The organism is Flavobacterium sp., assembly GCF_044341185.1.
Lineage (GTDB): Bacteria > Bacteroidota > Bacteroidia > Flavobacteriales > Flavobacteriaceae > Flavobacterium.
This window is the reverse complement of the sequence record NZ_JBIISE010000009.1, coordinates 25,340-48,246: the sequence shown is the minus strand read 5'-3', so window position 1 is coordinate 48,246 and position 22,907 is coordinate 25,340. Positions and strand designations below refer to the sequence as shown.

The 22,907-nt window shown below is 32.6% G+C and carries 14 protein-coding genes; 2 read left to right on the top strand and 12 right to left on the bottom strand.

From position 1 onward, the window contains the following. Positions 1-42: 42 nt before the first annotated feature. From coaE to dapA, 11 genes are all read right to left on the bottom strand, one after another. Complete coding sequence (gene coaE, locus ACIQZ1_RS03480) at positions 43-630, bottom strand: dephospho-CoA kinase (RefSeq protein ID WP_396159107.1); 588 nt, start codon at positions 628-630, stop codon at positions 43-45. Position 631: 1 nt separating this feature from the next. Then, positions 632-1,627 (bottom strand): glycosyltransferase, encoded by a 996-nt coding sequence (locus ACIQZ1_RS03475; RefSeq protein WP_396159113.1) that lies wholly within the window; start codon positions 1,625-1,627, stop codon positions 632-634. Between the two features lie 88 nt (positions 1,628-1,715). Further along, a complete protein-coding gene (locus ACIQZ1_RS03470) occupies positions 1,716-7,703 on the bottom strand; it encodes a fibronectin type III domain-containing protein (RefSeq protein WP_396159105.1) in 5,988 nt (1,995 codons plus the stop codon). A 221-nt stretch (positions 7,704-7,924) separates the two neighbouring features. After that, the gene (locus ACIQZ1_RS03465) at positions 7,925-11,836 is read right to left on the bottom strand and encodes a fibronectin type III domain-containing protein (protein ID WP_396159103.1); all 3,912 of its coding nucleotides are present in this window, start codon (positions 11,834-11,836) and stop codon (positions 7,925-7,927) included. 155 nt (positions 11,837-11,991) lie between these two features. Beyond that, positions 11,992-13,185, bottom strand: a complete 1,194-nt coding sequence (gene fabV / locus ACIQZ1_RS03460) for an enoyl-ACP reductase FabV (RefSeq protein WP_396159101.1) — start codon at positions 13,183-13,185, stop codon at positions 11,992-11,994. A 55-nt stretch (positions 13,186-13,240) separates the two neighbouring features. After that, positions 13,241-14,893 (bottom strand): DNA repair protein RecN, encoded by a 1,653-nt coding sequence (gene recN / locus ACIQZ1_RS03455; RefSeq protein ID WP_396159099.1) that lies wholly within the window; start codon positions 14,891-14,893, stop codon positions 13,241-13,243. 1 nt (position 14,894) lies between these two features. Further along, positions 14,895-15,779, bottom strand: coding sequence for a DUF4835 family protein (locus ACIQZ1_RS03450; RefSeq protein WP_396159097.1), 885 nt, complete (start codon positions 15,777-15,779; stop codon positions 14,895-14,897). Further along, positions 15,769-16,980 carry a bifunctional phosphopantothenoylcysteine decarboxylase/phosphopantothenate--cysteine ligase CoaBC gene (gene coaBC / locus ACIQZ1_RS03445; protein ID WP_396159095.1) on the bottom strand — a complete coding sequence of 404 codons (1,212 nt, stop codon included), beginning with the start codon at positions 16,978-16,980 and terminating at the stop codon, positions 15,769-15,771. Before coaBC ends, ACIQZ1_RS03450 begins: the two co-directional genes overlap by 11 nt. Positions 16,981-16,995: 15 nt before the next feature. Continuing rightward, the gene (locus tag ACIQZ1_RS03440) at positions 16,996-17,310 is read right to left on the bottom strand and encodes a DNA-directed RNA polymerase subunit omega (protein ID WP_353078717.1); all 315 of its coding nucleotides are present in this window, start codon (positions 17,308-17,310) and stop codon (positions 16,996-16,998) included. An 8-nt stretch (positions 17,311-17,318) separates the two neighbouring features. After that, positions 17,319-18,125 (bottom strand): outer membrane protein assembly factor BamD, encoded by an 807-nt coding sequence (locus tag ACIQZ1_RS03435; RefSeq protein WP_396159093.1) that lies wholly within the window; start codon positions 18,123-18,125, stop codon positions 17,319-17,321. An 85-nt stretch (positions 18,126-18,210) separates the two neighbouring features. Then, positions 18,211-19,089: a 4-hydroxy-tetrahydrodipicolinate synthase gene (gene dapA, locus ACIQZ1_RS03430; protein WP_396159091.1), complete on the bottom strand. Its 879-nt coding sequence runs from the start codon at positions 19,087-19,089 to the stop codon at positions 18,211-18,213. A 138-nt stretch (positions 19,090-19,227) separates the two neighbouring features. On the opposite strand from dapA, the gene ACIQZ1_RS03425 reads away from it, so the two are divergent. Then, positions 19,228-19,989 carry a 5'-nucleotidase C-terminal domain-containing protein gene (locus ACIQZ1_RS03425; RefSeq protein ID WP_396159089.1) on the top strand — a complete coding sequence of 254 codons (762 nt, stop codon included), beginning with the start codon at positions 19,228-19,230 and terminating at the stop codon, positions 19,987-19,989. Positions 19,990-19,994: 5 nt separating this feature from the next. Further along, a complete protein-coding gene (locus ACIQZ1_RS03420; RefSeq protein ID WP_396159087.1) occupies positions 19,995-20,912 on the top strand; it encodes a bifunctional metallophosphatase/5'-nucleotidase in 918 nt (305 codons plus the stop codon). 3 nt (positions 20,913-20,915) lie between these two features. Here the strand turns inward: ACIQZ1_RS03420 and ligA are convergent, their stop codons facing one another. Beyond that, positions 20,916-22,907 carry an NAD-dependent DNA ligase LigA gene (gene ligA, locus ACIQZ1_RS03415; protein ID WP_396159085.1) on the bottom strand — a complete coding sequence of 664 codons (1,992 nt, stop codon included), beginning with the start codon at positions 22,905-22,907 and terminating at the stop codon, positions 20,916-20,918.

The window sequence follows — 22,907 nt, the reverse complement described above, 5'->3', positions numbered from 1 at the left end:
CAAGCGAAATAATTAACCAATATTTAACAATTATGTTAAAATTTAAATATTATTTAATTTTTTTATTAAAATATCGATTATTTCATACGTTTTTTCTAAATTTTCATTCTCAATAATGTATGTAGCTAATCTAATTTTCTCTTCTTCAGGAAGTTGGTTTTGAATTATTTGTAAAATAATATCTTTTGACGTTTTATCTCTTTCCAAAACACGTTGAATTTGGGTTTCTAAAGGTGCTGTAACTAAAATAGTGGCATCACAATAGTTTTGACCATTCGTTTCAAATAAAATGGCTACTTCTTTAATTACAAATGGAGCATCTTGATGTTGAGACAACCAATTGTCAAAGTCGCGTTTTACTTTCGGATGAATAATTGAATTTAGTTGTATTAATTTATCTTTATTCGAAAACACCAAGTCGCGAATATATTCTCTATTTAGTTGACCGTTATCTAAAATTACATTTTCCGAAAAAAGAGCTTGAACTTCTTGAATAACTTTTTTAGTATTCATTATTTCTTTCGCAGCTTCATCAGCAATATAAACAGGAATACCTTTTGAAGCAAAATAATTAGCTACAGTAGTTTTACCTGTTCCAATTCCACCAGTAAGTCCAATTATTTTTGTCATTTTATTTTTTAAAAAATAGTTTTGGAAAAGCAATTTCAGGTTGTTGTTTTAAAATATGAATTTTAAGATATGAAATTAAAAATCCTTTTCCATATCCATAAAACTGAATTAAAGTTGCTACCAAACTATAAAAAGCAATTTCAATAGATTTATTTTGTTTCAACGAAGAAAGAAACAACAGAATAAAATAAAAAACATATACAAATAAAAAGTAAGGAAAGTTGAAAATTGCAACTAAAGCAGAAAACAAAAATCCTACTAAAAACAAAGTTGGAAACCAAAATGTAATTTTTGCATATTCTGGATACCAAAAATTTAAGATAGGTCTTGCTAAACCGAATTTGTTTACTTGCGTATAAAATTTATTCCAATCGATTCTTCGTTTATGATATACAAAAGCTTTAGAAATTAATTTTGTTTTAAACCCTAATTTCCATAATCGAATTGACAAATCAGGATCTTCACCAGGATGAATATTACCGAAACCATTTGATGCTTCAAATGCTCTTTTTGATAAGCCCATATTAAAACTTCTGGGCTGAAATTTATCAATTTTTTCACTTCCACCTCTAATTCCACCTGTTGTTAAAAAAGAAGTCATAGTGAAATTTATAGCTTTTTGAATATTTGAAAAAGAATCCAATGCCGCATCTGGACCACCAAAACAATCTACAAAATCTTTTTTTAGTTCTTCATCAACTGTTTGTAAATAATTAGATGGAATTATGCAATCTGAGTCTAAAATGATAAAATAATCCCCTTTAGCTACGCGCATACCATAATTTCTGGAATCACCTGGGCCTGAATTTAATTTAAAAAAATAATTAACATTTAAATCTTTATATTTTTGAATTACATGCTCACAAGTAATAGATGAACCATCTTCAATAATTACTATTTCATAATTAGCTTTATAGGTTTGTTTCGATAAACTTTCTAAAAGTTCGTCAATTTCATCAGGTCTATTAAAAATAGGTATAATTAAAGAAAATAACATGGTCATATTTTATAAGAACAAAGATATATATAAAAACAAAAAAGTCCCGATAAATCGGGACTTTTAAGTAAAAAATTATTAAAAATAATTATTCTTTAATCACTTTAATAGAATGTACTGTATCATCAACAGTTACATTAACAATGTAAACTCCTGCATTTAATGCAGACATATCAACTTGTACATCATTTGTATTTGCTTTAGCATTTACAACTTCTTGACCTAATAAGTTAATTACTTTTACATTACTAATTTCAGATTTGTATGATAAATTCAATACATCTTTTACTGGATTTGGATACGCTACAAAGTTTGAAGTATCAAATGAATTTGAACCTAATGTTGTATCTACTGTAAAGTCTAAAGTAACTCCATATGAACCACTATAACATGGCGCTGGTGGAACTTGACCAGTATCTGCAGTACCAATTCTCATTCTGTGTGCACCTGTAGGTGCAGTCAATGGCATCAAGAATGAAGCATCAACTGTATTTGGATTTACATTAGTACAAGCAATACCAGTTTTTACTAATTCACCTGCATCATCAAAATCAAAATCATTGTTGAAGTCAATCCATACATTGATATCATAAGTATAACCAGTTGCAAAAGTAAGTTGAACGTTTGTATTTGTTCCTGGTTCAACTGCTACTGCTGTAGCTGTATTATTAACATACATTACATCAGCAATAACAAACGGAGTTGTACCAACTGTTGCATTCGTAATTCCTGAACCATCATTAGATGTTGGAACTGATGCACAATAACATCCTGTTGCAACAGTAGTGAAAGATTGTTCTGTACATCCTGTAGCAGATCCTGCTCCACTAAATGGAACCACTTTCCAGAAATACTGAGTATTTACAGTGCCTGAGAAAGAATAATTGGTAGCACTTACAGAAACTGCATTAGCAATATCAGATCCACCCGCAGTAGTTCCAATAGTTACATAATAACCCGTAGCATCTTGTGCTGCAGTCCAAGATAATTGATTAGCAAAGTTACCACAAGTTGTGTTTGGAACTGAAGTTAATCCAGTTGCACAAGATGGAATAACATTTGGTGTAACTTTTAATTCAACATCATCAAATGCTACATAATTTGGTGAAAAACTAGGTTGATTTACTCTGAATGCGAAATAATACACACCAGAAGTTGTTGGTACAAAAGTACGAGTAACTTTAACATATGGTTGAATTGATAAAGTACCTGTTCCAGGAACGTTGTAGGTTGCTCCTAACTGAGTAGCTCCTGTGGAAATTTGATTAGAATTTACAAAATAATCAACAACCCATCCTGAACCACCATCACCTTGAATCCAAGAAGAAAAATCATAAGAAGTTCCAGCAGTTAATTGAAATCCTGGCGACCACATAAACTCATTTGTAGCAAACCATGCATCTCTTAAATAATTGGTACCAGAGTACGCAGTGTTGTTAAAAGTATCAGATGAAGTTGTATAATCTCCATTTTCTTCATACCAACACGGTGGAAAAGCCGGTGTAGTTACAGATTCAAAACTCTCAATCCAAGGTAAAGCTGTAACAGGAGCACATTGTGTAGTAAATGTTTGAACAGACCATACACTAAATGAACCTGAACCACAATTAGCTCTTACATATAAATAATAAGGTGTTTGAGGTGTTAAACCTGTTAAAGTCACAAAAGCAGTTGTAACAGCTGTACCTGCACCTGTTGGTGGTGTAGCAGAAGTTGACACTACATATTCATAACCAGAAGCTGCACCTGACATCACATCCCAAGAGGCATCAGCTCCAGATGAAGTTACGTTAGCAACTAAAACATTTGTAGGTTGAGGACACGCAGGAGATAAACGAATTTCAAAGTTATCAAAACTAAAATCAATATCAGCAGATCCATCTGCAGTACCTTCAACTGCTCTATATGCAAAACGAACTGTTTGACCACTGTATGCATCTAAATCAATAATATTAGGAACACCTGCCGGAGCCGGTACATTTGTATTATTATATGTATACAAAGTAGTCCAGTTTGTTAATCCTGAAGCTGAAGTACTAACTAACACCTCAACAAAATCATCTGCTTCCCAATTGTTTACAGCTGTAGTAGCTGCATAATTTGCTGCAGCTGCATCAAATTTTAATTCCCAACCAGTTGCAGGAATTGTAAATTGAGGAGAAATTATCCAATCATTAGCTGAAGCAACAAATAAATTGTATTTAACAGCACCTGTAGTTCCGTTATTTCCTAATCCATCTTCAAACCAATTACTTGTTCCAAAAGTTGCCGGACCAGTAGTTAAGTTACCATTATCTCCTTTAATCCAACAAATTGAAGGTAAAAAAGTAGCAAATGGCTCTACATGAGGCAATACAGTAATTGGCGCACAAGAAGTTGTGAAAGTAATTGGACCCGCCCATGGACTTGCATCTGTAGTAGAACAAACTGCTCTAACAAAAACATAGTATTGAGTTGATGGTAGCAATCCTGTAGTAACTTGCGCGAAAGTAGTAGTTACTGAAGTTCCAGCAGCTGTTGGAGGTGTATTTGTAGTAGAAATTACATATTCATATCCTATTGCTGGAGCTGGATTTGGCGCATCCCATGAAATATCAACCGAAGAAGATGTAACATTAGCGCTTACTATAGCTGAAGGATCTGGACAAGTTGGAATTGCTTCCCAAACAAAATCATCAAAATATAATGTACCTGCAACAGTTCCTGTATGTTTCATAGCAGGAAAATCAGAATAAGTTCCAGCTGGTGGAGCATATACAAAATCAGCAAAAGTTGAAGCTGCAGGAGTAAATGAAGACAATGCTACAAACGTAGATGGGTCATTTGCATCTGTTAAGTAACCAAATTCCACTGTTGAAAATATAGTTGTAGAACTTGAACGCATTTTAAATTTCAAACGATGTGTTCCTGCTCCTAAATTTGAAACCGGTTGCATACGCATAGTTGGGGCACCTGTAGATGAACCATAAAAATAAATTACATTTGGCGCAGAAGGTGTAGGCGTAGTAGTTGTTGTATAACAAGAACCTGCAGTACCTAGTTTAGTCCAACATGCTGGCATACCTGAAGGCAATGACGAAGCAGTAACACCATCAAAATTTTGAGTAAACGCTGTTACGTTAGCACATAAAGTAGTAAAAGTAACTGGACCCGCCCATGGACTAGCCTCTGTTGTAGAACAGATTGAACGTACAAATACGTATTGTGCAGCATTTGGCGTTAAACCAGATACAGAAGCAAATGTGTTCGTAGTTGCAGTACCTGCAGCTGTAGGTGGAGTATTTGTAGTAGAAACTACATATTCATATCCTACTGCCGGAACTGTAGCTGGAGCATCCCATGAAATAACTGCAGTTGTAGCAGCTACCTGAGCAAAAACAATAGCTGAAGGATCCGTACATAATGGAACAGGTTCCCAAACAAAATCATCTAAATAAACTGTTCCGTATACAGAACCGTTCATTTTTATAGCTGGATAATCCGAATAGGTTCCAGCTGGTGGAGCATAAACATAATCTACCATAGTATTTCCTGTAGTTGCTAAACTTGTCAATGTAACAAATGTAGTTGCATCGTATGGATTCGTTAAATAACCAAAATCAATACTTGGCAATGTTGTTGCAGAACTAGAACGCATTTTAAACTTCAAACGGTGTGTTCCTGCTCCTAAATTAGAAACGGGTTGCATACGCATTGTAGGCGCAGCTGTTGATGTACCGTAAAAGTATATTACATTAGGCGCTGAACCTACTGGTGTTGTAGTAGAAGTCGTACAAGAACCTAACGTTCCAACTTTATCCCAACAAGATGGCATTGCTGGCGAAGTTACACCATCAAAATTTTGAACAAAAGCTGTTACATTAGTACATAATGTTTTAAAAGCAATTGGCCCAGACCAAGTGCTGATATCTGAAGTAGCACAATTAGAACGTACCCATACATAATAAGTAGTGTTTCCTGTAAGTGCAGTTAAATTAGCTGTAACAATACCTGCAGCTACTGAACCAGTTGGAATATCTGTGCTTAATGGATTTGTATTTGTAGTACTTACATAATAATCGTAACCATTAGCTGGTGTAGAAGTTGAAGCTGTCCACGAAATTGTTGCTGTAGAAGCAGTAACACTTGTTGCCGCTAAACTACTCCATAAAGGTGCCTCACATGTTGGAATTGCCTCGATTTTAAAGTTATCGTATGCAATGTATGAATCTCCAGAAGCCCAAGTTGTAGTCACTTTAATTCTGATTGATTGCCCTACATAAGCTGCTAAATCTTGAGTAATCGTTTGCCATCCAGCAAATCCATTATTAGGCACGGTTACCACATCTGTATACGAAGTACCGTTATTTGTAGAAATAGCAATTACAATATTATTACTATTAGCAGGAGTTGGACCATAAGGTGAAGAAAAATCTGCGTTCTTATAATCAAATACAAATCTATAATTAGCTGGAATAGCAGCAAAAATTGGAGTAACAAAATTTCCAGTTGTAGAAGAAGTATAAGAATTTCTATAAACATAACTAGTAGCTAAAGCAGGATTTATTGCTGCTATAGTATTAGAAATTGAAAAACTAGTATTTACCCAGTTTACTGGAGTAGTAGTAGTTGCAAATCCTTCTGTCCAAGGCACTGCCGTTGGAGGATTTGTAGTTACTGTACTAGCATTTGACACTGACGTGGCATTAAAGTAAAAATCAAAAGGAGCAGCCGAACCACATCTTAAGTATTGAATTACTTTTACATAATATTGCGTATTTGGTAATAATCCAGATACCGTAACTGAAGAACCTGTATTATCATAAACTACTTGTTGTCCTGTTCCTGTGTAAGCAGTTGCTGCTACTAAAGCCGCACCTGGTCCATCAACTGGATCAACAATTGGAGCGTCACTAATATACACCACACGTCTGTTTCCATCCGAATTAGTCCAGTTAGCTGTAAAGCCAAAATAACCAATGTTAGTAAAGTTTAATCCTGTTGCTTGTCCTACTGGAGTACCCGCTGGATTTACTGTTACTACGTTTGAGTACGAAAATAGAGTACTACCAGTACATGTAATTTTACATCTGTAATACACAGTTGTTGGTCCTGCAAATGCAGGTGGCGAATATACCATAGTTGTTGCAGAAACACCTGTAGCATTTGCCCAAGTTGTATTATCTGCTGATGTTTCCCATTGAAATGTAAGCCCTGTAAAACCTTCACTGTTTCCAGTTAACGTTAAAGCTGCAGGTGTAGCACCTGTACATAAATTTTGAACCGATGGCGCCACTGTTCCTGCCACAGGTGTACCTGTACAAGCAACTGGTGGCGTATACGTATACACTAAACCATTAGTAGGCATACCTGGAGTAGCTACAGAAGTATTATATGCTTGCGATGAACTATTAGCTGTACCTGCAATAGATGAAGTAAATGATTGCGTAGTAGTATTTGTTCTAGTTTTAAAATCAGTTGCAGCTGCACCTCTTATACCTATTTGTCTAGTTCCAGAAGCTGCTGCTGAACCTATTACATACCCATTAGGACCATAAACAATTTTAATTTGATTGGTAGTTTCTGCCAAACGAATTTGAAAATTCATGAAAGGCACCTCTGTTGTACTAGAAGAATAAGTTGGTCTCCAGTTTTTAAACTGAATCACAAACTCTCTATTTGGAGCTGTACCGACAACTTCCCATCTTGTTTCACTAGTAATTAAACTAGCTATAAATGCTCCACATAAATCGCCACCCCATGCAGAAATAGCTCCTGCATAAGCTGTTGTAGCTGAAATCGGACTTCCAGATGATGCTGTAGGAGCTGTTGCCCCAAAAGTAATGAAACCATTTCCGTTTACTGTACATCCTGTATAATCTACTCCATTGAAATTAAAATTAAATGGAATAGAAGCTGCAGGAATCGTCCAGTTTTGCGAATCAAAACTTGTCGTAGTGGTAGCCGTACCTAGCACAGTACCTCCTGTGATTTCCGAGTAGGTTTCATTACCTTGAGCAAAGGTATACAAACTTACTTGGGCCTGGATTTGCACACATGTAAAGAGTGCGAAGAGCCAGAAAGTAATTTTTTTCATAATTTAGTTATTATAGTTTATATTACAAATAAAAGAAAATTAATTTGATTATTACATAGCAATTTATTAACAATCCGATAAAGTGTAAATAAAATCGTTAAAATGCGTATTACAATAAAAATCAATTGTTTTTTAACAAATTAGCAATAAAAAGTAATATTCTTAAAACAAAAAAGTCCCGATAAATCGGGACTTTTAAGTAAAAAATTATTTGAAAATAATTATTCTTTAATCACTTTAATAGAATGAACTGTATCATCAACAGTTACATTAACTATGTAAACTCCTGCGTTTAATGCAGACATATCAACTTGTACATCATTTGTATTTGCTTTAGCATTTACAACTTCTTGACCTAATAAGTTAATTACTTTTACATTACTTATTGCAGATTTGTATGATAAATTTAATATATCTTTTACTGGATTTGGATACGCAACAAAATTTGTGGTATCAAATGAATTTGAACCTAATGTTGTATCTACTGTAAAATCAATAGTAACACCCCAAGAACCATTATAGCATGGTGCAGGTGGAACTTGACCACTATCTGCTGTTCCAATTCTCATTCTGTGTGCACCTGTAGGTGCGGTTAATGGCATCAAGAATGAAGCATCAACTGTATTTGGATTTGCATTAGTACAAGCAATACCTGTTTTTACTAATTCACCTGCATCATTAAAATCGAAATCATTATTGAAGTCAATCCAAATGTTAATATCATAATCATAGCCAGTTGCAAAAGTAATTTGAACATTAGAATTAATTCCAGGTTCTAATGCCACAGGAGTAGCACTATTATTTGTATATGAAACACCTGTATTAACAAAAGGTGTAGTACCTAGTGTTACATTAGAAATACCTGAACCATCAACTGATGAAGGAACTGACGCACAATAACATCCAGTTGCAACAGTAGTGAAAGATTGTTCTGTACATCCTGTAGCAGATCCTGCTCCACTAAATGGAACCACTTTCCAGAAATACTGAGTATTTACAGTACCTGTGAAAGAATAATTATTCGCACTAACAGACACCGCATTAGCAATATCAGAACCACCGGAAGTAGTTCCAATAGTAACATAATAACCTGTAGCATCTTGTGTTGCAGTCCAAGATAATTGATTAGCAAAATTTCCACAAGTAGTATTTGGAGTTGAAGTTAATCCAGTTGCACAAGTTGGTATAACATTTGGTGTAACTTTTAATTCAACATCATCAAATGCAACGTAATTTGGTGAAAAACTAGGTTGATTTACTCTGAATGCAAAATAATATACTCCAGATGTAGTTGGCACAAAAGTACGAGTAATTTTAGCATATGGTTGAATTGATAAAGTACCTGTTCCAGGGACATTATAAGTAGCTCCTAATTGAGTAGCGCCTGTAGAAATTTGACTAGAATTTACAAAATAATCAACAACCCATCCTGATCCACCATCACCTTGAATCCATGAAGAAAAATCATAAGAAGTTCCAGCAGTTAATTGAAATCCTGGCGACCACATAAACTCATTTGTAGCAGACCATGCGTCTCTTAAATATTTTGTACCAGAATAAGCCGTATTATCAAAAGTAGAATCTGAAGTTGTATAATCTCCATTTTCTTCAGACCAACATGGAGGAAAAGCTGGTGTAGTTACTGTGTCAAAATTTTCAATCCATGGTAAAGATGTAACAGGTACACAAGCAGTTAAGAATGAAACTGGACCAACCCATGGACTAGCATCTGAAGTTGAACAAATTGCTCTAACAAAAATATAATATGTGGTTTGCGGTGTTAAACCAGACACTGAAACAAATGTATTTGTAACTGCAGTTCCTGATGCTGTTGGTAATGTTGCAGATGTAGAAACTACATATTCATATCCATTTGCTGGAGAAGTTGCAGGTGCTGTCCAAGAAACATCTACACCAGAAGAAGTAATGTTCGCGTATACTAAAGCTGTTGGTTCTATACATGAAGGAATTGCTTCCCAAACTACATCATCAATTAGCAAACTATTTGATGGTGCTCCTGTATGTCTGAATGCTGGGTAATCTGAATACGTTCCTACAGGCGGTGAAAATGACATATTTTCATAAGTCAAAGTTGCAGCAGTCATAGTAGTTAAAGGAACAAATGTAGTGGCATCCATCGGATTCGTTAAGTAACCAAACTCAATAATTCCTCCAGTAGACCAACTACCTCTTAATTTTAATTTTAATCTATGAGTTCCTGCTCCTAAATTAGAAACTGGTTGCATTTTAACTACTGCTAAACTTGTTGTAGACCAAGATGCCATATATAATACATTTGGAGTAGAATTAGCATTAAAATTATCTATATACGCTGAACCACCCGTACCAATTTTTTCCCAACAAACTGGAAAACCTGGTAAAGTCACTGCATCAAAATTTTGAACAAAACTAGTTACTGAAGCACAAGCTGTTGTAAATGTTATTGAAGTAGACCAAGGACTGAATGCACCAGATCCACAATTAGCTCTTACAAAAATAAAATATGTTGTAGCAGGTGCTAAACCTGTTAAAACTGCGAAAGTATTAGTTGTTGCAGTACCAGCTGTAGTAGGTAAAGTATTTGTAGTAGAAACAAAATACTCATATCCTACTGAAGGTACAGGAGATGTTGGATCCCAAGAAATTGAAGCGCCAGTAGAAGTAATAGAAGCTGAAACTAAACCTAATGGCTCTATACAAGATGGCGTTAAACGAATTTGAAAATTATCAACTGAAAATTCAAAATCAGAAGATCCATTAGTAGTTCCTTCTAAAACTCTATAAGCAAATCTAACTGTTTGACCTGAGTAAGCATCTAAATCAATAATATTAACAGAACCAGTATTTGAAGGGACGTTCGAGGTATTAAAAGTTGATAAAACAGTCCAGTTTGTTGTACCAGTTGAGCTTACAAGCACTTCTACAGAATCATCTGATTCCCAATCTGTAACAGCAGTAGTAGCACCATAATTTGCTGCAGCAGCATCAAATTTTAATTCATAACCACTTGCTGGAATAGTAAATTGAGGAGAAATTATCCAATCATTTGCTGAATCTAAATAAATATTATAAGCAAATGAGCCTGTAAATCCGTTGTTAGCAAAACCGTCTTGATAAAATCCGTTTGATCCAAATGTTGCTGGACCTGCAGTTAAATCTCCATTATCTCCTTTCAACCAACATGCATTTGGTAAAAAAGTATCAAATGGTTCAACACTAGGAAAAGTAGTTACAGGTGCACAAGCTGTTGTAAAAGAACTTGGACCATTCCAACCACTAAATTGACCCGTACTACAATTTGATCTTACAAAGATATAATATGTTGTTTGTGGTAATAAACTAGACAAACTAGCAAAAATATTTGTAGTTGCAGTTCCTGCAGCTATTGGAGCTGTGTTTGTAGTTGAAACCACATATTCATATCCAATTCCTGGTGTTGGTGTAGCTGCATCCCATGAAACGTCTGCAGTAAAAGCCGTAATATTTGCACTCACAACGTTTAAAGGTGCCAAACAAGAAGCCACGTTTCCTGAAACTACTAATAAGGGTCTATCATTTGTAGTAGTACCAGTAGCTTGTGTACAAGGTGAAGTTGCCGAGTCATTTCTGTAATAAACCGTTTGAATAGCGGTAGTAGTTGAATTGGCACAACTTACATTTTCAGTAAAACTACCAGTTGCCAATCCTGCACAAACTTCAACAATAAGATTAGAAGTACCATCCCAAGTAAATGGAGATGTTAATGTAAATACTACATTTCCTGTTGAAGAAGGAGTGAAATCCGTTGGTCCATAAACTAAAGTAGCACCAGTTTCAAAAGTAGATGTTAAAACAGTCGAAGTAGTACTTTTAAGAGAAATCGTATAATTCTCTTGTAAAGTACTTAAATTTAATGCTGTAGCTACCCATCCAATTTCGGTAATATTACCTGCGACTAGACCGGCTCCAGTTAATTCTGAAGCAGTGTAAAGCACTTGCATTCTTTGGGTTTTGTAATAATCTTGTAATGGTGAAGGATATCCGAATGAAGTATTTGGGGTACCATCATTCGTTCCAACTACCACTGTGCCCGTTTGAGCTGTCATTTGCCAACATGTAAATAAGGCAAATAACCAAAGTGTAATTTTTTTCATTATAATAAATTTTATGTTAGTATAGTAAATAAACAAAATATAAGTGGATTTTGTTTAACAATTGTTAATTAATCGATGAAAAACAAAAAACATCGATGAAAAACAAAAAAATCCCGATTTCTCGGGATTTTTTTATAATATTAATTTTAAAAAATTTATTTTGATATGCTGGGAATAAAAACCATTTCTGTTGTATCTGCAAGATAATCAACACCTTCAAAACCAAATCCGAATAAACTATCAAAGTCTTTTTTATACCCTGCCAAATCACCAATTTCTGATAAATTTTCAGTAGTGGCAACTTTCCATAAAGTAGACACTTGTTCTTGAATATCATCACGCATTTCCCAATCATCTATTCTAATTCTACCATTTTCATCTGTTGGAATAGCATTACCACTATATAATCTTTCTGAATATAATCGTTGCATTTGCTCAATACAACCTTCGTGAATGCCTTCCGCTTTCATTGTTTTATACAATAATGAAATATATAATGGAATTACTGGAATAGCTGAACTTGCTTGCGTTACTAGTGCTTTATTTACTGAAACGTATGCCTTACAATTTACGCTTTCTAATTGTTTTGTAATTTCAAAAGCTGTAGCTTCTAAATGATCTTTTGCACGACCAATTGTTCCTTTTCTGTATACCGCTTCAGTAACTTCTGGACCAATATAAGAATATGCTAATGTCATGGCGTCATTTGCTAAAACGCCTGCATCTTTTAAAGCATTCATCCACATTGACCAATCTTCACCACCCATTACCACAACTGTATTATCAATATCTTCTTGATTTGCAGGTTCGATAGAAACCTCTGAAACATTTCCGGTATGAAAATCTACCGTTTTATTAGAAAATTTTCCACCAATTGGTTTTAACGTAGAACGGTGTAAAACCTCTGTAACAGGATGCATACGAACTGGAGAAGCCAAACTATATATTACTAAATCTACTTGACCTAAATCTTTTTTAATAATATCGATGGTTTGCTGTTTTATTTCATTTGAAAACGCATCTCCATTCACACTTTTTGCATATAATCCTGCTTTTGCAGCTTCTATTTCAAAAGCAGCAGAATTATAATACCCTGGCGTAGCCGTTTTTCCTTCACTTGGCTCTTTTTCAAAGAAAACACCAATAGTTGCTGCATCACAACCGAATGCACTTGTAATTCTTGACGCTAAACCAAAACCTGTTGAAGCACCAATTACTAAAACTTTTTTTGCACCCTCAATTTTACCTTTTGATTTTACATATTCAATTTGATTTTTTACATTCTGTGCACAACCAACTGGATGAGCTGTTAAACATATAAATCCACGCATTCTTGGTTCGATAATCATAATTTTATATTTTTATTATTGTTGTATTTATAAACTTGATACAAAAGTATACATTTTAATTTAATAATGTTTTTGCATGAGATACTGCCGATTCTGTAATTTGTTTACCTGACAACATTTCTGCAATTTCTATTATTCGCTCTTCTGAATTTAATTTTACAATTTTTGAAATGGTATTCTCTAAAATAGTTTCTTTTAAAACTTTATATTGTGAATCCCCTTTTGAAGCAATTTGAGGTAAATGTGTAATCGCAAAAACTTGTCGGTTGGCACTCATTTTTTTCATAATTTCTCCCATTTTTAGTGCGATTTCACCTGAAACTCCAGTATCTATTTCATCAAATAAAATGGTAGGTAATTTAGAAAAATCAGCTATAATTGCTTTAATAGCCAACATAATTCTTGACATTTCTCCGCCAGACGCTACTTTTTTAAACGAACCCAAACTAGTTCCCTTATTAGCAGAAAACAAAAGTTCTAATTCATCTTTTCCGTTAGAAAGAAATGAATTTGAAGTGTTTAAATCCATTTTAAATTGCGAATCTGGCATACCTAATTCCTGCAAAATAGCAGAAATTTTGGATACAAAAACCGGAATTGCCTTACCTCTATTTTGTGATATCAGATTAGCAACTGAATTTAATTCAGTAGTTTTATTAGCTAAATAACTATTTAATTTAGCTATTTTTTCATCTAAATTGTCTACTAAAAGTACTTTTTCTGAAAGCTGATTTTGTATTTCTAACAATTCTTCTATTGAAGTAACTTGATGTTTCTTTTGTAAATCGTAAATAGTTTGTAATCGGTTTGAAATAAATTCTAAACGTTCAGGATTATACGTGTTTTTTTCGGCTAAATGAAATGTAGTATCTGCAATATCTTCTAATTCAATTAATGCAGATTGTAATCTTTCAAATACTTCTGCATACGAAGAAGAAAAGCCAGCAATTTTTTGCAATGCAATTTTACAATCTTTAATTGAAGAAATAAATCCAAATTGCTCGTCAGTTGCACTTGAAACTAATTTACTTAGCGTTTCAGTAATTAATTCAGAATTATTTAAACTTAATAATTCTGTTTCTAATTCTTCTTGTTCGTTGGTCTGAAGACCTATTTGAAATAATTCATTTAATAAATAAGTATTGTATTCTTGCGCGGTAAATAGTGCGTTTTTATCAGCAATTGCCTGTTCTAATTCTTTAGATTTTAGTTTGAAATCGGATAATAAAATGGTATATTCATTTAGATTTTGGGCATTCGAACCCATAGCATCTAAAATAGAAATCTGATAATTTTGCTGTTCTAATTCGCGAGTTTGATGCTGCGAATGAATATCAATTAAATTTTCTGCTAAAAGTTGTAATTCCGATAAGTTAACAGGTGTATCATTTATAAAAGCACGAGATTTTCCAGAAGGTAAAATTTCACGTCTAATTATTGTGGTGTCTTCATAATCTAAATCATTAGATATAAAAAGAGATTTCAAATTGTACTTTGAGATTTCGAAACTGGCTTCCACTACGCATTTCTTTTCTTTATCTTTTAAGGAAGCTAAATCGGCACGATTTCCCATAATTAAACCCAAAGCACCTAATAATATCGATTTTCCCGCACCAGTTTCCCCTGTTATGGTAGCAAACTGATTGGAAAAATTAATATTAAGTTGCTCAATTAAGGCATAATTTTGTACAGATAAAGATAAAAGCATATTACCTTATTTTATTCCATTTGGAAGAATTTAACGGAGAAATGGTGGCTAAATTTTCTCTAACCTTAACTGTATCAATACCTGGTCCGCCATTAAAAATATCTACAATTTCGTCTGTTTTAGTATCAAAAAAAGTTCGGGCTAAAAGCGAATTTGGCCTTACTTTGTGCACTTTAAGTAAAGTATCAATAGCATTTACTATCCCCAATTTTCCTTGTTTTAAATCGTCAGCCATTTTATCTAATCCATTGATGTGATATTCATACAACGTTTCTCTGTATGCATCATATGTATTAGACATTAAATCTGAAATCAAATTAAATCGTGTTGTTTTTTTACCCGTTTGCACCCAACCTGAAAACCCACTTGATTGGGCTACATTAGTAATATTTAAAGCTGTTTCATAAGAATCTGTTCCTCCTTTATCTGAAAATGTATCTGCATCAGAAGCGATAATAACATTAGCATAAAACGATAAGATCGAAACTAAATTTGATGTAAATGCATTTTGATCATAAATTAAATTTTCAAATTCAATGTATTTAAAACTTACATCTTTATCGTTAATATTTAGAATTGGAGTAGTAAATGTACTATTATAAACTGGACGCGAAGAGTTTACTTGCAAAGACGCTTCGAAATTATTACTTTCAAATTTAGTTACGATGAAGAAAAACGAACAATTTATTTTTTCATTTTGTTTCACTACTTTTTCAGAAAATTTGGTATTGTTTAAAAAATCAAAAACCTGTTTTTCCAAATTCTTAAAAATTTGAGGATTTACACCGGTAACTTGATCTGTATTAATAGATACAATCGCTTTTAATTCTTGTGAATTAGCACAAATAACACTTAAAAAAAGGAAGACTAAAAATTTAATTCGCATATTTTTTTACAATTAGGTTTACAATATCTTCGGCAACTAATTCTTTTGATTTTAATGGAATATCAAATATATTAAAATCTTTATCAATAAACGTTACTTTGTTGGTTGGTTTTCCAAATCCAGCACCTTCATCGTTTAGAGAATTCAAGACAATAACATCTAAATTCTTTTTTATGATTTTACTTTTAGCATTTTCAATCTCATTTTCTGTTTCTAAAGCAAAACCTATTAAAAATTGATTCTTTTTAATTTGACCTAAAGATAATAAAATATCTTTATTCTTTTCCAATTCTATTGTAAACGTAGCTTCATCCTTTTTTATTTTCTGAGAAGCAATATTTTTTGGCTTATAATCGGCAACAGCTGCTGCTGCAATTACTACATCAGTATTTTCAAAATAATTATGACAAGCAGCAAACATTTCGTCAGCTGAAGTAACTCTAATAATTGTCACTAAACTATGTTGCAATTGCATATATGTAGGACCTGAAACCAATACGACTTCTGCACCTAAATTGGCAGCTGCAAGGGCAATATCATACCCCATTTTTCCAGTGGAATGATTACCTATAAATCGAACTGGATCTATAGCTTCATAAGTAGGACCTGCAGTAACTATAACTTTTTTTCCTTTTAGTGGTAATTTATTTTCAATATCTTTTTCAATAAATTGAATTATTTTTTCGGGCTCGGCCATTCTTCCTTCGCCACTTAAACCACTAGCTAATTCACCACTTTCAGCAGGAATTATAGTGTTTCCAAATCCTTTTAAAGTTTCAAAATTCGTTTTCGTTGTGGGATGAATGTACATATCTAAATCCATTGCAGGAGCAAAATATACTGGGCATTTTGCAGATAAATAAGTAGCTAAAAGCAAGTTATCGCAAGCTCCTGAAGCCATTTTAGAAAGTGTATTCGCTGTAGCTGGAGCTATAAGCATAAAATCGGCCCAAATTGCTAATTCTACGTGATTGTTCCAAGTTGCATTTTCATCATCTTGATTATAAAAAGTAGAGAATACTGGGTTTTTTGAAAGTGTCGATAAAGTTAAGGGTGTAACAAAATCAACAGAAGCAGGTGTCATGACAACTTGTACATGAGCACCTGCTTTTATAAGTAATCTTACCAATGAGGCTGTTTTATAAGCTGCAATTCCGCCAGAGATACCCAGCAAAACATTTTTACCCTTTAAAACAGACATTGATTAAAGTTTAAATTATTTAGTATCTCTATGATAAATTTTATCTTCTAACCATTCTTGAACAGCTAAAGCATGTGGTTTAGGTAATTTTTCGTAATATTTAGAAACTTCAATTTGTTCTTTATTCTCGAAAACTTCTTCTAAACTATCATTATAAGTAGCAAATTCATCAAGCTTATCTAATAATTCTTTTTTAATTTCAGAATTAATTTGATTGGCTCTTCTTGCTATTATAGTAATTGCTTCATATACATTTCCAGTTGGTTCTTCAATTACACTTTTGTTGTAAGTTACTGTGTTTACTGGAGCATTTGTTTTCTTTAAATCCATAATAATGATTAATTTGTATATTGTTTCAATTCTTTTTCTACGGTTTCAAGCATTTTATTTGATTGTTCTAAATACTTGGTATCTGCTTTAAATTTAACTAAATTTTGATAATACGTTTTAGCTGAATTTAATCTTTCTTGTTTTTTAGAAGGAACACTATTTGTTGCTAATTTATACATAGCATCATATTTATAATACAATGCATCTTCTTTATATTTTGAACCTGGAAAATTAAAGACAAAGTTATCTAATGCAATGATTGCAGCATTATAATCTCTTGTAAATTCACCAATTGTATTGTATTGTTTTGCGATTTCAAATGCTTTTAATTCTAATTTTTCAGATAGTTCTTTTACAATTTCATTTGCTTTAGGTAAAAAAGTTGAATTTGGATATTTATTTACAAAAACTTGAATTTTACTTAATGCTTTATCCGTATCTACTTGATCTAAACTATATTTAGGAGACAACCTACTATAACATTCTGCTCCATAAAAAGCAGCTTCTTCAGCCAATGGACTTTTTGGGTAACTGCTTGCAAATCTCTCAAACTCATAAGCTGCAGAGATATATTGTTTAGTATTATATAATGCCTGAGAATAACTATAAAAAACGGTTTCCCCTTGAGGTTTTGCTCTTAATGCTGAAGCAAATTGTTCAAACAATCGTATTGCTTTAGAATACTTTTTCTTTTCAATTTGTTCAGTAAATACTTTTGTTTTAAATTCTACATCATCTGATTTCATAGCCTTTTGATAAGGGCTACAAGATGAAATAGAAAGAATTACTAAAAGTATGTATATAAATTTGTTCATATTTGATGTTGCATTATGCCTTTTATGCAGTTTTAAAAAGCAACTGCAAAGGTAGATATATTTTTACGTTTTACAAAAAAGATTTTTATCCTAAGTTTTTAATAAAATTAGCTAATCTTACAGACAAATTTTCATCTACATTTACTAACGGCAAACGCACGGTATTTTCAGATAAACCAAGGTGTTTAAAGACTTCTTTGATACCAGCAGGATTACCTTGTTCGAAAATCATATCAATAGAATCGGCTAATTTATAATGTAATTTATAAGCTTCATCTACTTTTTTGTTTAATCCCAATCGAACCATTTCTGAAAATTCTTTTGGAAAACCTTCTCCAATTACAGAAATTACGCCAGCTCCACCAGCTAAAACCATTGGTAAAGTAATCATATCATCACCAGAAATTACTAAAAAACCTTCTGGTTTGGTTTGAATTAATTTCATTGCTTGCACAATGTCGCCAGCAGCTTCTTTAATTCCAATAATATTTTTAAAATCGTTTGCTAATCGTATCACAGTAGCAGGCAACATATTACTTGATGTTCTTCCTGGTACATTATAAACAATAATTGTTATTGGAGACGCTTCAGAAACGGCTTTAAAATGCTGATAAATTCCTTCTTGTGTAGGTTTATTATAATAAGGCGAAACAGACAAAATGGCTGCAAACTGCGACAAATCCCTTGTCTTTAATTCCTCAACCACTTTTGCAGTATTGTTACCTCCTACTCCTAAAACCATTGGTACTCTACCTTTATTTGCAGCAACAATAGTTTGTATAACAACTTCTTTTTCTTCAGTATTTAAAGTAGCGCTTTCAGCAGTTGTACCTAATATTACTAAATATTCTACTCCACCTTCTATTACGTGGTTTGTAATTTTAGTTAACGCTTCCGTATCAACAGAAAAATCTTTTTTAAAAGGCGTTACCAAAGCTACACCAGTTCCTATTAATGATTGCATATTATATTTTTTTAGTTTATTAAAATATATGAATAATTCAGAAATAAATTCAGAATAATTTTATAAATCATTGTAACTTTACATCTTTTACAAAAATAAAGTAATCTATTCGAATAAATGACATTCAAAAGTAAAAATATGAAACCTCTTTACATAATTTTTGTTACAACTTTAACATTATTAGGAGTTGTTTCTTGTAAAACAAAAAAATATACCAATTACCAAATTGAAGGAAAAAAAATTGAAGTCGCTTCAAAATACACTTCAAATGAGATTATTGAATCTTATATTTCGCCTTATAGAGCGCATATAAATACCGATTTAGATAGTGTAATTTCTTTTACCAATGAAACTTTAGACAAAACTAAGGGCGAATGGCAAAGTAATATTGGGAACCTTATGGCCGATGCTTGTATGGAATTTGCTGCTCCAGTTTTTAAAAAACAACAAAACAAACCAATTGACATTGTACTTTTAAATAGTGGTGGAATAAGATCTATCATTCCTAAAGGAAATATTACTAAAAGAAATGCATTTGAGGTTATGCCTTTTGAAAATAACTTAATTGTTGTAGCGCTTAAAGGTGAAGAAATTATAGCAATGGCAAATCAGATTATCAAAGAAAAAAAACCACACCCACTTAACGGTTTAAAAATATTTATAGATAAAGAAAATACTATTACTAAAGTTCTTTTTAATGAAAAAGCCATCGAAAATAACACAATTTATTATGTAGCCACATCTGATTATTTAGCTAATGGTGGAGACAATATGACTTTCTTTCTTAAAAACGAAGGTAGTTTTGATTTAAATTATAAAATAAGAAACGTATTGATAGATTATTTTTACAAATACAAAACTATTGAAGTTTCAACCGTTCAAAGAATCATTAAAGAATAACTCCTATGAAAAGAAGAAATTTCATTAAAAATACAGCTGCAACTTCAGCATTACTTTCACTTAGCGGACTATCATTGTCAAGTTTTTCAACTATAAAAGAGAAAAAAATAACCATCTTGCATACCAATGATGTGCACAGTCATATTGATCCATTCCCAGAAAATCATCCAAGAAATCCTTCGATGGGTGGAGTAGCTAGACGCGCAAATATTATTGAACAAATTAGAAAAGAAGAAGATTATGTATTGCTTTTAGATGCTGGTGATATTTTTCAAGGCACGCCTTACTTTAATTATTATGGAGGCGAATTGGAATTTAAGCTAATGAGTATGATGAAATACGATTTGGCAACATTAGGTAATCATGATTTTGATAATGGAATTGATGGGTTTTTTGCTCAATTACCACATGCCAATTTTGACTTTGTTTCTGCAAATTATGATTTTAAAAACACAGAATTAAACGGAATTGTAAAACCTTACAAAACCTTTATAAAAAACGGAATAAAAATTGGTGTTTTCGGTTTAGGTATTGAATTAGAAGGTTTAGTAGACAAAAAACTATATAAAGAAACCAAATACAACAACCCTGTAGAAGTCGCTACAGATATTACTAAAACACTTAAAGAAACTGAAAAATGCGATTTAATAATTTGTTTGTCGCATCTTGGGTATGATTACAAAAATGAAAAAGACAAGCCTTCAGATCTTAAATTAGCAGCAGCTACACAAGATATTGATTTAATAATTGGTGGGCATACCCACACCTTTTTAGACAAACCTGTAATAAAAACAAATAAAGTTGGTAAACAGGTAGTAATCAACCAAGTTGGTGCCTACGGAATAAATTTAGGTCGAATTGATTTTTATTTTAGCGATGAAACCAAATACATCAGTAAAGAAAAAAATATTGTAATAATTTAATTCTTAATCGTTTATCATTTTTTGAAATTGATATTCGTCAATAATTTCAATTTTTAACTGGTTGGCTTTTTCTAATTTAGCAGGTCCCATATTGGCTCCAGCGATAACATAATTCGTTTTCGCAGAAATAGAACTTCCTACTTTTCCGCCATAATCTTCGATAGCTTTTTTCAAATCATCTCGAGAGAAAACTTCAAAAACACCAGAAACAACAAATGTTTTTCCTTTTAAAATATTTGAAACTGCTGAAGAAATCTCATTTAATTCAAACTGAATGCCTACTGCTTTTAATTTATCTATTATAGCTATGTTATCTGAATTCTGGAAGAAATCCATTACACTTTGCGCAATTCGTTCTCCAATTTCATCAACTGCAACTAAATCAAGTAAATCAGCTTTAGCCAAGTTGTCAATATTTTTATAATGTTTCGCTAGTTTTTTAGCAACCGTTTCACCTACATAACGTATTCCTAATGCATATAATACTCGATCGAATGTAATTGCTTTTGAATTTTCAATTCCTGAAATTAGATTATCGGCAGATTTATCAGCCATTCTTTCCAAAACCACAATTTGTTCTTTTTTCAAATCATATAAATCAGCGTAATTTTTCACCAAACCAGCATTATATAATAAAGCGACCGTTTCACCACCTAATCCATCAATATTCATAGCTTTTCGAGTAATAAAATGCTGTATTCTGCCTATAATCTGTGGTGGACAGCCATAGAAATTTGGACAATAATGATTCGCTTCTCCTTCACTTCTAGTTAATTTCGTATCACATTCTGGGCAATTTGTAATGTAAATGGTTGGATTTTCTTGAGCTCCTCTTTTAGCAACGCCAATTATTTTTGGAATAATTTCGCCACCTTTTTCCACAAAAACTTCATCGTTTACACGAATATCTAATTTAGAAATTTGATCTGCATTATGCAAAGAAGCACGTTTTACAATGGTTCCAGCTAATTGAACAGGTTCTAAATTTGCCACAGGAGTAATTGCTCCCGTTCGACCTACTTGATAAGAAATAGATTGCAAAACAGTACTTACTTGTTCCGCTTTAAATTTATACGCCATAGCCCAACGAGGCGATTTTGCTGTATAACCTAATTCTTCCTGAAAATGAATATTATTAATTTTTACTACTACTCCATCTGTTTCGTAAGGTAAATTGTGTCTGTTTTTATCCCAATATTCAATAAATTCAAAAACTTCATCAATATTATTGGCTAATTTACTCTGATTTGGCACTTTAAATCCTAATTTTCTTGACAATTCTAAACTTTCATATTGTGTTTTAATTGCTAAATTATTGCCAATCATTCCATACAATAAGCACTCTAATGGTCGTTTTGCCACTTCTGCACTATCTTGTAATTTTAAACTTCCCGAAGCTGTATTTCTTGGATTTGAATAAGGTGTTTCACCAATTTCAATTAAGTCTTGATTCATTTTTTCAAAACCTGCGAAAGGTAAAATGATTTCACCTCGAATATCAAATTTTTCAGGATAACCAGAATGTAATTGTAACGGAACTGATTTTATAGTTTTAATATTTTGAGTCACATCATCACCTTTAAAACCATCGCCACGTGTTACTGCACGGACTAATTTTCCGTTTTCATAGGTGATACTTATGGAAGCCCCATCATATTTTAATTCGCAAGTAAATTCTAAATCTACATCACCTAAAATTTTCTGACACCTTGTTTGCCAATCTAATAAATCTTCTTTAGAGTACGAATTATCAAGCGAATACATTCTATATTCATGTTCAACCGTATTAAAATTCTTGGTAACAGCTCCACCGACACGTTGCGTTGGTGAATTTTCATCGAAATAAGAAGGATTGGCTGCTTCTAAATCTTGTAATTGTTTTAATTTAAAATCGAAATCAAAATCTGAAATCGTAGGATTATCCAAAACATAATAGTTGTAATTATGCAAATTTAATTCTGCTCTTAAAGATTGAATAGTTTCTAAAACAGTCAT

Coding starts and splice junctions, on each gene's coding strand:
- coaE (WP_396159107.1), bottom strand. CDS start 630: ATGACAAAAATAATTGGACTTACTGGTGGAATTGGAACAGGTAAAACT.
- ACIQZ1_RS03475 (WP_396159113.1), bottom strand. CDS start 1,627: ATGTTATTTTCTTTAATTATACCTATTTTTAATAGACCTGATGAAATT.
- ACIQZ1_RS03470 (WP_396159105.1), bottom strand. CDS start 7,703: ATGAAAAAAATTACTTTCTGGCTCTTCGCACTCTTTACATGTGTGCAA.
- ACIQZ1_RS03465 (WP_396159103.1), bottom strand. CDS start 11,836: ATGAAAAAAATTACACTTTGGTTATTTGCCTTATTTACATGTTGGCAA.
- fabV (WP_396159101.1), bottom strand. CDS start 13,185: ATGATTATCGAACCAAGAATGCGTGGATTTATATGTTTAACAGCTCAT.
- recN (WP_396159099.1), bottom strand. CDS start 14,893: ATGCTTTTATCTTTATCTGTACAAAATTATGCCTTAATTGAGCAACTT.
- ACIQZ1_RS03450 (WP_396159097.1), bottom strand. CDS start 15,779: ATGCGAATTAAATTTTTAGTCTTCCTTTTTTTAAGTGTTATTTGTGCT.
- coaBC (WP_396159095.1), bottom strand. CDS start 16,980: ATGTCTGTTTTAAAGGGTAAAAATGTTTTGCTGGGTATCTCTGGCGGA.
- ACIQZ1_RS03440 (WP_353078717.1), bottom strand. CDS start 17,310: ATGGATTTAAAGAAAACAAATGCTCCAGTAAACACAGTAACTTACAAC.
- ACIQZ1_RS03435 (WP_396159093.1), bottom strand. CDS start 18,125: ATGAACAAATTTATATACATACTTTTAGTAATTCTTTCTATTTCATCT.
- dapA (WP_396159091.1), bottom strand. CDS start 19,089: ATGCAATCATTAATAGGAACTGGTGTAGCTTTGGTAACGCCTTTTAAA.
- ACIQZ1_RS03425 (WP_396159089.1), top strand. CDS start 19,228: ATGAAACCTCTTTACATAATTTTTGTTACAACTTTAACATTATTAGGA.
- ACIQZ1_RS03420 (WP_396159087.1), top strand. CDS start 19,995: ATGAAAAGAAGAAATTTCATTAAAAATACAGCTGCAACTTCAGCATTA.
- ligA (WP_396159085.1), bottom strand. CDS start 22,907: ATGACTGTTTTAGAAACTATTCAATCTTTAAGAGCAGAATTAAATTTG.